This is a genomic window from Salmonella sp. SJTUF15581, assembly GCF_043356775.1.
Lineage (GTDB): Bacteria > Pseudomonadota > Gammaproteobacteria > Enterobacterales > Enterobacteriaceae > Salmonella > Salmonella enterica.
In genome coordinates this window covers 726,166-739,615 of record NZ_JBEUJY010000001.1, presented here as the reverse complement: position 1 = coordinate 739,615, position 13,450 = coordinate 726,166, and the positions used below count along the sequence as shown (strand labels likewise).

Below are 13,450 nucleotides of genomic sequence, written 5' to 3'. Positions count from 1 at the left end.
CAAGAGGCCCGAAGGTCCCCCTCTTTGGTCTTGCGACGTTATGCGGTATTAGCCACCGTTTCCAGTAGTTATCCCCCTCCATCAGGCAGTTTCCCAGACATTACTCACCCGTCCGCCACTCGTCAGCAAAGCAGCAAGCTGCTTCCTGTTACCGTTCGACTTGCATGTGTTAGGCCTGCCGCCAGCGTTCAATCTGAGCCATGATCAAACTCTTCAATTTAAAAGTTTGATGCTCAAAGAATTAAACTTCGTAATGAATTACGTGTTCACTCTTGAGACTTGGTATTCATTTTTCGTCTTGCGACGTCAAGAATCCGTATCTTCGAGTGCCCACACAGATTGTCTGATAAATTGTTAAAGAGCAGGTGCGACGCGGCTTTCAGCTCACCGTCGCGAGGTGGCGTATATTACGCTTTCCTCTTTCAGAGTCAACTCTGAATTTCAGGATTTTTCTCTTCAACCGACCGGCTGTTTGTGTGAAGTGATTCACATCCGCTGTGTCGATGGAGGCGCATTATAGGGAGTCGGTTCAGGAAGACAAGCGGAAAAATGCATTTTTGTTTTAACCGCTCATCTTTTATCCATAACGCTTATTTTTGCTGCTTTTTTATCGCTGATGGCAGGTCAGCAAGGCTGTTTAACACCCAGTCCGCCGCGTTTTCTGCTTCTGCCGTGACCGGTTTGCCCGTACGCACCAGCACTTTTGTCCCGACATTTGCCGCCGCTGCCGCCTGCATATCTTCCAGCTTGTCTCCTACCATATAAGAAGCCGCCATATCGATATGCAGGAAATCACGCGCCGAGATAAGCATTCCTGGATGCGGCTTGCGGCAATCACATACCTGACGGAACTCTTCTATACTGCCCTGCGGATGGTGAGGACAATAATAGATGCCGTCCAAATCAACATCGCGATCCGCCAACGACCAGTCCATCCATTCGGTTAACGTTTCAAACTGCGCCTCAGTGAATTTGCCGCGCGCGATTCCGGACTGGTTCGTCACCACCACCAGCGCATAGCCCATTTTTTTTAGCTCGCGCATAGCGTCAATAACGCCGTCTATAAACTCAAATGCATCGATTTCATGTACGTAGCCGTGATCCACATTAATGGTGCCGTCACGGTCGAGAAAAATTGCGGGTATAGACTTTGCCACCTTTTATAGCTCCTGAGTAAAGCAAGTGGCGCTAGTATCGCATGTTTCAGCAGGCAAGAAAGTGCTCATCGTATAAAGCCTGATTGATTTAGACGTCTGGATGCCTTAACATCCATTCTGTTGACGGCGTTGACCGTATTAGACAGACGAAAATGCCACGGCTAACTTAATTACGATAATAAATAACCAATGATTAAACTTTCGAATATTACCAAAGTGTTCCAGCAGGGGACGCGCACCATTCAGGCGCTAAATAATGTCAGCCTGCACGTGCCTGCCGGGCAGATTTATGGCGTCATTGGCGCCTCCGGCGCCGGTAAAAGTACGCTTATCCGCTGCGTTAACTTACTTGAACGTCCTACTGAAGGAAGCGTAATGGTAGGCGGTCAGGAGCTGACAACGCTTTCAGAGTCTGAGTTGACCAAAGCTCGCCGTCAAATCGGCATGATTTTCCAACATTTTAACCTGCTCTCTTCCCGTACCGTGTTTGGCAACGTCGCGTTGCCGCTGGAACTGGATAACACACCAAAGGAAGAGATCAAACGCCGTGTCACAGAGCTGCTGGATTTAGTCGGTCTTGGCGACAAGCACGACAGCTATCCGGCAAATCTTTCCGGCGGTCAGAAACAGCGTGTCGCGATTGCCCGCGCGTTAGCCAGTAATCCAAAAGTGTTGCTGTGCGATGAAGCCACCAGCGCGCTTGATCCCGCGACGACCCGTTCGATTCTGGAATTGCTGAAAGATATCAACCGTCGTCTGGGGTTGACGATTCTGCTTATCACTCATGAAATGGATGTCGTAAAACGTATCTGCGACTGCGTTGCCGTTATCAGTAATGGCGAGCTTATTGAACAGGATACGGTCAGCGAAGTCTTCTCGCACCCTAAAACGCCGCTGGCGCAGAAGTTTATTCAGTCCACTCTGCACCTGGACATTCCGGAAGATTACCAGGCGCGTTTGAAAGCGTCGCCGGAAACTGACAGCGTGCCGATGCTGCGCATGGAGTTCACCGGGCAGTCTGTGGATGCCCCGCTGCTTTCTGAAACCGCGCGTCGTTTCAACGTGAACAATAATATTATTAGCGCGCAGATGGATTACGCGGGCGGTGTGAAGTTCGGCATTATGCTAACGGAAATGCACGGCACACAAGAAGAGACGCAAGCCGCAATTGCCTGGCTGCAGGATCACCATGTGAAAGTAGAGGTACTGGGTTATGTCTGAGGCAATGATGTGGTTACTGGTTCGTGGCGTCTGGGAAACGCTGGCGATGACCTTTGTCTCCGGTTTCTTCGGTTTCGTGATTGGCCTGCCGGTTGGCGTATTGCTGTATGTTACGCGCCCGGGGCAGATTATGGAGAACGCCAGGCTGTATCGCTCCCTCTCTGCGGTAGTCAATATTTTCCGCTCGATTCCCTTTATCATCCTGCTGGTGTGGATGATTCCTTTTACCCGAATAATTGTCGGCACCTCCATTGGTTTGCAGGCCGCAATTGTACCGCTGACCGTCGGCGCCGCGCCTTTTATCGCCCGTATGGTGGAAAATGCGTTGTTAGAGATCCCTGCCGGGCTGATTGAAGCCTCGCGAGCGATGGGCGCCACGCCGCTGCAAATTGTACGTAAAATCCTTTTACCGGAAGCGCTGCCTGGTCTGGTGAATGCGGCAACCATTACACTAATCACCCTGGTCGGTTACTCCGCAATGGGCGGTGCCGTCGGCGCTGGCGGCCTCGGTCAAATCGGCTATCAGTACGGTTATATTGGATACAATGCTACCGTGATGAATACGGTGCTGGTATTACTTGTCGTTCTGGTTTATTTAATTCAGTTATCCGGCGATCGCATCGTCAGGGCTGTCACGCATAAGTAACGTTAAACACAACACAAATACTCATTAAGGAAATAAGCATGGCGTTCAAATTCAAAACCTTTGCGGCAGTGGGTGCTCTGATTGGTTCTCTGGCACTTGCGGGTTGCGGTCAGGATGAAAAAGATCCGAATCATATTAAAGTCGGCGTAATCGTTGGCGCAGAACAGCAAGTTGCCGAAGTCGCACAGAAAGTCGCGAAAGAAAAATACGGCCTGGACGTGGAATTGGTGACCTTTAATGATTATGTTCTGCCTAATGAAGCGCTGAGCAAAGGCGATATCGATGCCAATGCCTTCCAGCACAAACCGTATCTGGATCAGCAAATCAAAGATCGCGGCTACAAACTGGTTTCCGTTGGTAAGACTTTTGTCTATCCCATTGCAGGATATTCCAAAAAAATCAAATCTCTGGATGAGCTCAAGGACGGTTCCCAGGTCGCTGTGCCTAACGACCCGACCAACCTTGGTCGTTCCCTGTTGCTGCTGCAAAAAGTAGGGCTGATTAAACTGAAAGACGGCGTCGGTCTGCTTCCTACCTCGCTGGATATCGTGGAAAACCCGAAAAATCTGAAAATTGTTGAGCTGGAAGCGCCGCAGTTGCCGCGTTCGCTGGATGACGCGCAGATCGCGTTAGCGGTCATCAATACGACTTACGCCAGCCAGATTGGCCTGACGCCAGCGAAAGACGGTATCTTCGTTGAGGATAAAGATTCTCCGTACGTTAACCTGATCGTGACGCGTGAAGATAACAAAGACGCCGAGAATGTGAAAAAATTCGTTCAGGCTTACCAGTCTGATGAAGTGTACGAAGCCGCAAATAAAGTTTTTAATGGCGGCGCGGTGAAAGGCTGGTAAGTTTTAGGCTGATTCCACAATCTGTAATATTATTCAGGACGGGCTATTGCCCGTCTTGTCATTTATGCAAGCTCCTGATTCAATATCTGGCAATTAGAACATTCATTGAGGAAATATTATGCGTGCTTTACCGATCTGTTTATTGGCACTCATGCTGGGCGGTTGTTCCATGCTAAGCAGATCCCCTGTTGAACCCGTTCAAAGCACCGCAACCCCGCCAAAAGCGGAGCCGGAGAAACCTAAAGCGCCGCGTGCCGCTCCCGTCAGGATTTACACCAATGCTGAAGACTTAGTCGGCAAACCTTTCCGCGATCTTGGCGAGGTTAGCGGCGAATCCTGCCAGGCGACAAATCAAGACTCTCCGCCTAACATTCCAACTGCGCGCAAGCGTATGCAGATTAATGCATCTAAAATGAAAGCCAACGCCGTCCTGCTGCACAGCTGTGAAATTACCAGCGGCACGCCAGGCTGCTATCGTCAGGCGGTTTGTATCGGGTCCGCCCTGAATATTTCGGCGAAATGAGCAGCTTTCAGTTTGAACAAATCGGCGTTATTCGCTCCCCCTATAAAGAAAAATTCGCCGTTCCGCGCCAGCCTGGTCTGGTCAAAAGCGCCTGCGGCGAACTGCATCTGATAGCGCCTTACAACCAGGCCGATGCCGTTCGCGGCCTGGAAGCGTTCAGCCATTTGTGGGTACTTTTCGTTTTTCATCAGACGATGGACGGCGGCTGGCGGCCAACAGTTCGTCCGCCCCGTCTTGGCGGTAACGCCAGAATGGGCGTTTTTGCCACGCGCTCCACGTTCCGCCCCAATCCGATTGGCATGTCGCTCGTTGCGCTAAAAGGTATCGAGTGCCGGAAAGAGAGCGTAATTCTGAAATTAGGCAGTCTGGATCTGGTGGATGGCACGCCGGTGGTGGATATTAAACCGTATTTACCGTTTGCCGAGGCCTTACCGGACGCCGCCGCCAGCTATGCGCAACAGGCGCCGATAGCTGAAATGCCCGTGAGTTTTACCGCTGAGGTGGCTCAACAGCTTACGACGCTGGAAAGGCGTTATCCGCAGCTACGGACATTTATTTGCGATGTGCTGGCGCAAGATCCTCGCCCGGCTTATCGTAAGGGTGAAGAGACGGGCAAAACCTATGCCGTCTGGCTGCATGATTTTAACGTGCGCTGGCGTGTGGTTAACACCGGATTTGAAGTGTTTGCGCTGGAACCACGGTAATTTCACGCCCTTCTCTTTTGACATCTCTTGCACGCTGGTAAACTAAATCACTTTTTTTGTATCAGGCTCACATTGAGCCTGTTCGATCGTTCAACTGGAACCGTAACAACATGCGTACTAGCCAATACCTGCTCTCCACTCTGAAGGAGACACCTGCCGACGCCGAGGTTATCAGCCACCAGCTGATGCTGCGCGCCGGGATGATCCGCAAGCTCGCCTCCGGGTTATATACCTGGCTGCCGACCGGCCTGCGCGTCCTGAAAAAAGTCGAAAACATCGTGCGTGAAGAGATGAACAACGCCGGTGCTATCGAGGTGTCGATGCCAGTCGTTCAGCCAGCCGACCTGTGGCAAGAGAGTGGTCGTTGGGAACAGTACGGTCCGGAACTGCTGCGTTTTGTCGACCGTGGCGAGCGTCCGTTCGTACTCGGCCCGACCCACGAAGAAGTTATCACCGATCTGGTGCGTAATGAACTCAGCTCTTATAAGCAGTTGCCGCTGAACTTCTTCCAAATCCAGACCAAATTCCGTGATGAAGTGCGTCCGCGCTTTGGCGTGATGCGTTCGCGCGAATTCCTGATGAAAGATGCTTACTCTTTCCATACCTCTCAGGAGTCGTTGCAGGAAACCTATGACGCCATGTACGCCGCGTATAGCCGTATCTTCAGCCGTATGGGGCTGGATTTCCGCGCGGTACAGGCCGATACCGGTTCTATCGGCGGCAACGCCTCGCATGAATTCCAGGTGCTGGCGCAAAGCGGCGAAGACGATATCGTTTTCTCTGATGTTTCTGATTACGCGGCTAACATTGAACTGGCAGAAGCTATCGCGCCGCAAACGCCGCGCGCAGCGGCGACGCAGGAAATGACTCTGGTCGATACGCCAAATGCCAAAACCATCGCGGAGCTGGTGGAACAATTCAACCTGCCAATTGAAAAAACGGTAAAAACGCTGCTGGTGAAAGCGGTGAAAGACAGCAAGTCTCCGCTGGTGGCTCTGCTGGTTCGCGGCGATCATGAACTGAATGAAGTTAAAGCGGAAAAGCTGCCGCACGTTGCCAGCCCGCTGACCTTCGCTACCGAAGAAGAGATTCGCGCCGTAATTAATGCCGGCCCTGGCTCCCTCGGCCCGGTCAATATGCCGATTCCGGTCATCATCGATCGTACCGTTGCCGCCATGAGCGATTTTGCCGCTGGCGCCAACATCGACGGTAAACACTACTTTGGTATTAACTGGGATCGCGATGTGGCGACGCCTGTTGTTGCCGACATCCGTAACGTAGTCGCCGGCGATCCGAGTCCGGATGGTCAGGGAACGTTGCTTATCAAACGCGGTATCGAAGTGGGTCACATCTTCCAGTTAGGCACCAAGTACTCAGAAGCGCTGAAAGCCTCCGTTCAGGGCGAAGATGGCCGTAACCAGATCCTGACAATGGGCTGCTACGGTATCGGCGTAACACGTGTCGTTGCCGCGGCTATCGAGCAGAACTTTGACGAGCGCGGCATTGTATGGCCTGACGCCATTGCGCCTTTCCAGGTCGCTATTCTGCCGATGAATATGCACAAATCCTTCCGTGTGCAGGAGCTGGCGGAAAAGCTGTACAGCGAATTGCGCGCGCAAGGCATTGAAGTGCTGATGGACGACCGTAAAGAGCGCCCGGGCGTGATGTTTGCCGATATGGAGCTGATTGGTATTCCACATACTATCGTGATTGGCGATCGCAACCTGGATAACGACGATATTGAGTATAAATACCGTCGTAGCGGTGAAAAATCGCTGATTAAAACCGGCGATATCGTTGATTATCTGGTCAAGGCGATTAAAGGCTAAACGACATTTTGTTGGCATTGCCCGGCGCCACCCGGCAGATATGTAAAGGCCTCGCACCCTGCGAGGCCTTTTATTAGTGAGTGCAATCTTTACCCGGCGCAAACTTCACATTTTTATCAGCTATTAGCGTTTTTACCGGCTCGCCCGTGTCCGGGTTCGCGGCTAACACAAAATGCCCTTCTACCGTCAGCAGCACCGGTTTTTCCGCTTCACCTTTCGCCGCCAGATAGCCGCGCTCAAGCTGGGCGTTACTGGCGACCGGGAGCCGTTTTCCGGTCGCACAATCGGTAAAGGTCGCCGCATCGGCCCTGTATACATACATACCACGCAACGGCATTGGCGTTACCGGCAGGCTGGCGGTAACAGGCACAAGCGTATAATTAAGCTGCGAAGCCACCGGATTGCCTTCTCTGTCGAGCATCTCCAGCGCATTGCCCTTCGCGCGATAATACGATTTCTCGCCATTGCTGTCGGTTAACACCAGTTTATCCGCCGTCCGCGCCCAGGTACCGTATGACGCAAAAGAGGAAGGTTCTTCACGCACGCCCTGATAGCGCTCGTTCATCACCCATGTGCCGTCTTTTTCCAGAAACAGTGACGTTTCAATACCTTCACAATCCGCACAGGGCAGCACGCCGCGCCAGCTTTGCTGCATGGGTTTTAATTCCGCCGCCTGCGCAGGTTGCAGGGCGTCAACTTCCGCACGGTTATTACACCCTATCAATGCAAATAGCGTACAGGCTGCCGCTACTGACAATATTGCTGTTCTCACCATAAAATCCTTATGAAATTGCTATTCCTGCCCGTCAATCCAGTGGACGACGAACTTTGCCGCGAAGCGCCTTTACAGAAGATTTTTGCGCCTTTGAGGACAAGCGGCGCTCTTTCGAGGCACGCGTCGGACGGGTTGCGCGACGGCTTTTCTGCTCCGCGGTTAATTCTTTTATGACGGCAACCAGCCTGGCGATAGCCGCTTCCCGGTTGAGCTCCTGGCTCCGGAACTCCTGCGCCTTAATGATAATGACGCCATCATCGCTTATCAGATGGTGGCTGGCCGTCAGCAAACGCTGTTTATAATACTCTGGCAGGCCAGAGGCCCGAATGTCAAAGCGCAAATGAATCGCGCTAGAGGTCTTATTTACGTGCTGACCACCCGCGCCCTGCGCGCGAATGGCCGTAATTTCCAGCTCATTATCGGCTATGGAGACCGTCCGGGAGATGGCAATCATGAGGGCTGTTGCCAGGCGGTTAGCTGTATTTCCAGATTATTCCGAGCATCAGAAAGCCAGATTGCGCCGTCCTGAATCGTCGCCTGTAGCGTCATGGTACGATCGGCAAATTCACTGAGCTGCGCCAGTTGCCCGTCATCCAGATACCAGACGGACAGGTTAGCGAACTGCGCGCACTTGCTTTGATGCTGCTGCCACCAGATTTGCGCCGCCCGGGAGTTATAAGCAAAGAGCGCGACATCGCTTGCCTGAGTACAGGCTTTCTTAATACGGCGCTCATCCGGCAGCCCCAGCTCTATCCAGAGATCGATGCCCAGATGATCGTTGCGCAGCCAAGCCTCCGGCTCATCTTCCGCGCTGAGCCCGCGTGTAAACTGCAACCGTTCATCAGCATATTTTATCCATGCCAACAGGCGCAGCATCATGCGCTCCTGCGTTTCAGAAGGGTGACGCGCCAGCGTCAATGCCGCATCCAGAAACCGGTTGCGATCAAGGTCAGCCACATTGACGACGGCTTTATAAATTGTCGCTTTAAGCGCCATGAGAAAACTCCTTTCGAATCAGGCGCCCATTGTAGCGAAAACCGCGCTAAAAGGCTGTTAACGAATCTTTTACCCACTCGCGTCAGGCGCTGATATTGCGCAAATGAGTATGGTATAGTCACCTTGCTAAACAAGATTTAACTTCGTAGGCTTAGACTTGCATCCACGGTTAAGTCAGAATGCTGACAGGAGGGCATGTGGAAAAATATTGTGAGTTAGTACGCAAGCGGTATGCGGAAATCGCCAGCGGAGACTTAGGGTATGTCCCGGATGCGCTGGGTTGTGTATTGAAAGTGCTTAATGAAGTGGCGGCAGATAGCGCCCTTTCAGAGTCGGTCAGGGAAAAGGCAGCTTATGCTGCCGCGAACTTACTGGTGAGCGATTATGTCAATGAATGAAACGTATCAACCCATTAATTGCGATGACTACGATAGTCTTGAGCTTGCCTGCATGCATCATTTAATACTGACGCTAACGTTAAAAGATGGCGAGGTTTTGCAGGCAAAAGCGAACGATTTGATCTTACGTAAAAATGTAGAATATCTGCTTGCCGAGGTTTCCGGCGAGTCTTGTGAGCTTCGTCTCGATAAAATCGCCAGTTTCAGCCACCCGGAAATTGGTACCGTGGTAGTTAGCGAATCCTGAGTATTTTGTTGCCGGATGGTGGTGCAAGCACCTTATCCGGCCTACGTTCCATGCGATACGTAGGCCTGATAAGCGCAGCGCCATCAGGCATGCCAAACCAGACTCACCCCTTCTTTATCTTCTGCTGCTCCCTCACGCGTCACAAAAACACCCGCAGCCGCAATCAGCGTTTCGCCGTAAAACAACAGCGGCGTGGTGTCTCGTCGCCAGGGCGGGATCCCCTGCTCCTGCCAGATTTTCTTTAATTTACGTCCACCGTTACGCCCGACAATATGTAACACGCCTGGCGCTTTAAACCGAATGCTGACGGATTCTTCCTCTCGCGGTCGGCGCAGTTCGCCGCCAGGAACGAGCTGTACCGTCCCTAAGCCGGCAGGCAGCGCCAGCGGCGTTTGCCAGGCGGGCCAGGCCACCGTCGTTTCGTGTTGTCCGGCCACGGATTTAATCCACCACAGTTGCGACTGATAACGGCGAATCTCGCGATCGCCAAAGCGTAAACAGGGAGAGGCATCGTCGCGCGCCAGCGCCACCTCCTGCCAGATACGTTCCAGCGCGTCGCGAGAGGGCATCGGCGCATTACGCATCGCCAGCCAGCGACGCAAAATCGCCGCCCGCCGTACATCGCTCATCGACATTAATGGAGAGAGCCGCAATGTTCCCTCCGCCGTGATACAGTCCGTAAGATCGCTGGCCAGAAGCTCGTCCAGCAGCCTTTCTTGCTCGGCGCAGAGCGTCGCGCTACGGGCTACCGCCGCAGGAAAATGCGGCCAACGCTGCTGCAAGAGCGGAAGCGCGCGCAGGCGTAAAAAATTGCGATCGTAGGCGTCATCCTGATTGCTTTCATCTTCAATCCAGCATAAGCCATGACGCACAGCCCACTGTTCCAGCGTCTTCCGCGTTTCTCTCAACAGCGGGCGAAGAAGCAGAGTTCCGGCAAAAGGCGAGCACTCTCCCATCGCGGAAAGTCCGGCCGGACCGCTGCCGCGCTTTAACGCCAGCAGGAATGTTTCACACTGATCGTCAAGGTGCTGCGCGGTTGCCAGCACTTCGCCAGGCAATAGCGTCTGTGCGAACGCCCGGTAGCGCGCTTCACGCGCATGGGCCTCGATACCCAGGCCATTATCCGCCAGCGTCACCCGCTCCACTACCAGCGGAACCTGCCAGCGTTCGCATACGGTTTCGCAATGCCGCACCCAGCTATCAGCATGAGGGCTTAAACCGTGATGAATATGGATAGCACGCAGCGTGACGTCAGGATGGCGTTCTCGCCACAACACCAGTTGATGCAGAAGCACCGTAGAATCCAGGCCGCCGCTAAAGGCAGCCAGAATACGGCGAGAAGAGAGTAACGAGGTATTCAACGTGAGAGTGGTCATGATCCATGCTTATAGTGACTTAGCCCGGCAACGTTACCTGGCGAGCGTCTTAATGACAAGCCTTACTGCTCATACAGCTCAAGCGGTAAACCGTCCGGATCGTTGAAAAAAGTAAAGCGCTTCCCGGTATACGGATCGATGCGTATCGGTTCGCACTTAACCTGATGCTTTTCCAGATGCGCAACGGCGTTTTCCACATTTTCCACGCTGAAAGCCAGATGGCGCAGGCCGCAGGCTTCAGGTCGGCTTGGACGCGCCGGAGGGAAGGGAAAAGAGAAAAGCTCAATCACATACTGCCCGTTTAGCGCCAAATCGCCCTTCCACGAGTCACGCTCTTCCCGCCAGACCTCGCTTAGCAGATCGAACCCCAGAATATCGCAGTAAAACGCCTTGCTCACCGCATAGTCTGTCGCAATGATCGCGATGTGATGAACCTGTTTTAATCCCAGCATAGCGTCTCCTTTATTGATTATCAGTACGTTACTCGTCACATTCCCGTCAGGCAAGCTAACAGGCGTGTTTTAAGACTCGTACCTGGTACACCCCGTCTTCATTCCGTTTCGCGCCGTGAATATCCGTTTCAAAACCGGGATAATGCTGGCCAATCGAGCAGAGCATCAGCAGAAAATCGAGCACGGCCCGACTCTGTTGCGTGATCCTCTCGCCGGGCATCAACAGCGGAACGCCTGGCGGATAAGGCAGGATCATATTCGCGGAAACGCGCCCTGGCAGTTGATCGAGCGCCACGGTTTCCACCTCGCCTTTGATCTGACGCTGCCAGGCCTGGTGCGGGGTCATGATCATCTCCGGTAAAACCTCGAACGCCCGCAGCATCAGCCCCGGAAGATCGTGCTGGCGGATCAGTTTATGGATCCCCTGCGCCAGATCCTGAATGCGCATATTGCGATAAAAATCCGGATCTTCCGCATACAGATCCGGCAACATATTTTTGACGCGCAGGTTAAGATCGTAGGCGCGTTTAAATTCCGTCAGTCCGCGCAGCAGCCCCATCGCACGGGTCTTATCAATCCCTATGCTGAACAAAAACAGCAGATTATACGGCCCGGTTTTTTCCACCACCACGCCTCGCTCATCGAGGAACTTCGCCACCAGCGCGGCGGGTATCCCCTCTTCGCTCATGTTGCCCTGTTCATCCATCCCCGGCGTCAGGATTGTCACCTTAACCGGATCGAGAAACATATGATCGTCATCGGCATCGGCGAAGCCATGCCAGGTTTCTCCCGGCGTGACCGGCCAGCATTCGGCCTCATCAACCTCTTCCGGCTGCCAGATATCAAAGAACCAGCTATCGGACTCTTCACGTAGCCGCTGTACCTCTTTACGAAAATGGAGTGCCCGCTCCACCGAACGATTAATCAATCTTTTCCCTGGATTACCGCGCAGCATCGCCGCTGCGGTCTCGATAGAGGCGACAATGGGATAGCTCGGCGATGTGGAAGTGTGCATCATAAACGCTTCGTTAAACGTCTCTTCGTCATATTCCCCTTTGATATGAATAAGCGACGCCTGCGAAAAAGCTGCCAGCATTTTATGGGTGGATTGCGTTTCGAAAATCACTTTTCCGGGCACCCGATCGCCGCTCATCCCGCTTTTCCCCTGGTAGATCGGATGGAAATGGGTATAGGGTACCCAGGCGGAATCAAAATGGATCGAGGGAACGTCCAGCATCTGCTTGATCCAGTTAGTGTTATACAGCAGACCATCGTAAGTCGAATTGGTGATAACCGCATGAACCGGCCATTGCGCCTGCGCGGTTTCCGCCACCTTACGCGCAATGCTGTCGCGGGTAAATTCACGCTTAGGAATACCGCCGAGAATACCGAGCGCATTGCGCGTCGGCTTCAACCAGAGAGGCACCACATCGCTCATCATCAGCAAATGCGCCAGCGATTTATGGCAATTACGATCAATAAGTAGCGTACTTCCCGCAGGCGCGGCATACATACCGACAATTTTATTCGAGGTCGACGTACCGTTCGTCACCATATAACTCTGCTCGGCGCCAAAAGTACGGGCGATATACTCTTCCGCTTCCAGATGCGGCCCGGTGTGATCCAGCAGCGATCCCAGTTCAGTCACCGAAATCGACACATCGGCCTTTAAGGTATTGCCGCCAAAAAAGTCATAAAACAGACAGCCTGGCGGGCTTTTCTGATACGCCGTTCCCGCCATATGACCCGGCGTACAAAAGGTATATTTTCCTTCTTTGGCGTAGGTAAACAGCGCTTTGGTAAACGGCGGCGTAATATTATCGAGATATTCGTTTGTATATTGATGAATGCGCGTCGCGATATCTTCAGCCAGCCCCAATGCATACTCAAAAAACCACAGCGCCATGCGCATATCGTGAACGCTAACGTCCAGCGTGGAGTTGGTATTGATAAAGGCGTAGAGAGGAAGGTATTCATTTAGCTGGTTGATTTCGCTACAAAGGTCGAGACTGTATTCATCCCAGTCAAAAATAACGCCGCAGATGCGCGGGTTATGTTCAATAAACTTCAACAAGTCAACGCTATTTTGCGGCCAGATAATTTGAAATCCCAGGGATTGTAATGCACGCTCAAGCTCCTTGATGGGTTCATCTTTATAATAAACCCCGTGCGGCCCCATAATGGCGATGATGTTCATGCTTTCTCCTGAAAAAACCTGAGATAAGCATAGTAACAATCCTGCCGATGCAAAGCACCGACAGGATTTATCTTA

The 13,450-nt window shown here is 52.7% G+C and carries 15 protein-coding genes and 1 rRNA gene; 8 read left to right on the top strand and 8 right to left on the bottom strand.

Translation table 11 applies throughout. From position 1 onward, the window contains the following. Together ABVN36_RS03460 and gmhB are read right to left on the bottom strand one after the other, a co-directional pair. Window positions 1-220: ribosomal RNA gene (locus tag ABVN36_RS03460) — 16S ribosomal RNA — on the bottom strand; the annotation flags it as partial. Between the two features lie 370 nt (window positions 221-590). Continuing rightward, complete coding sequence (gene gmhB, locus ABVN36_RS03455) at window positions 591-1,157, bottom strand: D-glycero-beta-D-manno-heptose 1,7-bisphosphate 7-phosphatase (protein ID WP_001129900.1); 567 nt, start codon at window positions 1,155-1,157, stop codon at window positions 591-593. 189 nt (window positions 1,158-1,346) lie between these two features. Here gmhB and metN point away from each other — a divergent pair, with 189 nt between their 5' ends. From metN to proS, 6 genes are all read left to right on the top strand, one after another. Beyond that, window positions 1,347-2,378, top strand: coding sequence for a methionine ABC transporter ATP-binding protein MetN (gene metN / locus ABVN36_RS03450; RefSeq protein WP_000594018.1), 1,032 nt, complete (start codon window positions 1,347-1,349; stop codon window positions 2,376-2,378). Further along, entirely contained in the window at window positions 2,371-3,024 is a 654-nt protein-coding gene (locus tag ABVN36_RS03445) for a methionine ABC transporter permease MetI (protein ID WP_001287486.1), read from the top strand. The genes metN and ABVN36_RS03445 overlap by 8 nt, the downstream gene beginning before the upstream one ends. Window positions 3,025-3,062: 38 nt before the next feature. Beyond that, the gene (gene metQ, locus ABVN36_RS03440; RefSeq protein WP_000874215.1) at window positions 3,063-3,878 is read left to right on the top strand and encodes a methionine ABC transporter substrate-binding lipoprotein MetQ; all 816 of its coding nucleotides are present in this window, start codon (window positions 3,063-3,065) and stop codon (window positions 3,876-3,878) included. 118 nt (window positions 3,879-3,996) lie between these two features. Then, on the top strand, window positions 3,997-4,401 hold the full coding sequence (gene rcsF, locus ABVN36_RS03435; protein WP_001202315.1) for an Rcs stress response system protein RcsF: 405 nt from the start codon (window positions 3,997-3,999) through the stop codon (window positions 4,399-4,401). Beyond that, on the top strand, window positions 4,398-5,105 hold the full coding sequence (gene tsaA / locus ABVN36_RS03430) for a tRNA (N6-threonylcarbamoyladenosine(37)-N6)-methyltransferase TrmO (protein WP_000093988.1): 708 nt from the start codon (window positions 4,398-4,400) through the stop codon (window positions 5,103-5,105). Before rcsF ends, tsaA begins: the two co-directional genes overlap by 4 nt. Before the next feature lie 110 nt (window positions 5,106-5,215). Further along, window positions 5,216-6,934, top strand: a complete 1,719-nt coding sequence (gene proS, locus ABVN36_RS03425; protein ID WP_001260683.1) for a proline--tRNA ligase — start codon at window positions 5,216-5,218, stop codon at window positions 6,932-6,934. A 73-nt stretch (window positions 6,935-7,007) separates the two neighbouring features. Here the strand turns inward: proS and nlpE are convergent, their stop codons facing one another. From nlpE to ABVN36_RS03410, 3 genes are read right to left on the bottom strand one after another with little or no spacing between them, the layout of a single operon-like run. Continuing rightward, window positions 7,008-7,709 carry an envelope stress response activation lipoprotein NlpE gene (gene nlpE / locus ABVN36_RS03420; RefSeq protein ID WP_000252575.1) on the bottom strand — a complete coding sequence of 234 codons (702 nt, stop codon included), beginning with the start codon at window positions 7,707-7,709 and terminating at the stop codon, window positions 7,008-7,010. Window positions 7,710-7,740: 31 nt separating this feature from the next. Next, window positions 7,741-8,163: an alternative ribosome rescue aminoacyl-tRNA hydrolase ArfB gene (arfB, locus tag ABVN36_RS03415; protein WP_000560527.1), complete on the bottom strand. Its 423-nt coding sequence runs from the start codon at window positions 8,161-8,163 to the stop codon at window positions 7,741-7,743. Continuing rightward, entirely contained in the window at window positions 8,160-8,705 is a 546-nt protein-coding gene (locus ABVN36_RS03410; RefSeq protein ID WP_001185319.1) for a YaeQ family protein, read from the bottom strand. The genes arfB and ABVN36_RS03410 overlap by 4 nt, the downstream gene beginning before the upstream one ends. Before the next feature lie 197 nt (window positions 8,706-8,902). Between ABVN36_RS03410 and ABVN36_RS03405 the strand changes: the two genes are divergently transcribed. Next, on the top strand, window positions 8,903-9,103 hold the full coding sequence (locus tag ABVN36_RS03405) for a YaeP family protein (RefSeq protein ID WP_001518678.1): 201 nt from the start codon (window positions 8,903-8,905) through the stop codon (window positions 9,101-9,103). Then, on the top strand, window positions 9,090-9,350 hold the full coding sequence (gene rof, locus ABVN36_RS03400; protein ID WP_000062330.1) for a Rho-binding antiterminator: 261 nt from the start codon (window positions 9,090-9,092) through the stop codon (window positions 9,348-9,350). The genes ABVN36_RS03405 and rof overlap by 14 nt, the downstream gene beginning before the upstream one ends. 83 nt (window positions 9,351-9,433) lie before the next feature. On the opposite strand, the gene tilS is transcribed toward rof, so the two are convergent. The 3 genes from tilS to ldcC form a co-directional block, all read right to left on the bottom strand. Continuing rightward, entirely contained in the window at window positions 9,434-10,726 is a 1,293-nt protein-coding gene (gene tilS / locus ABVN36_RS03395; protein ID WP_017441518.1) for a tRNA lysidine(34) synthetase TilS, read from the bottom strand. A 62-nt stretch (window positions 10,727-10,788) separates the two neighbouring features. After that, window positions 10,789-11,178 (bottom strand): VOC family protein, encoded by a 390-nt coding sequence (locus ABVN36_RS03390; RefSeq protein WP_000901088.1) that lies wholly within the window; start codon window positions 11,176-11,178, stop codon window positions 10,789-10,791. A 55-nt stretch (window positions 11,179-11,233) separates the two neighbouring features. Next, the gene (ldcC, locus tag ABVN36_RS03385; protein ID WP_001021042.1) at window positions 11,234-13,375 is read right to left on the bottom strand and encodes a lysine decarboxylase LdcC; all 2,142 of its coding nucleotides are present in this window, start codon (window positions 13,373-13,375) and stop codon (window positions 11,234-11,236) included. Between the last annotated feature and the right edge of the window lie 75 nt (window positions 13,376-13,450).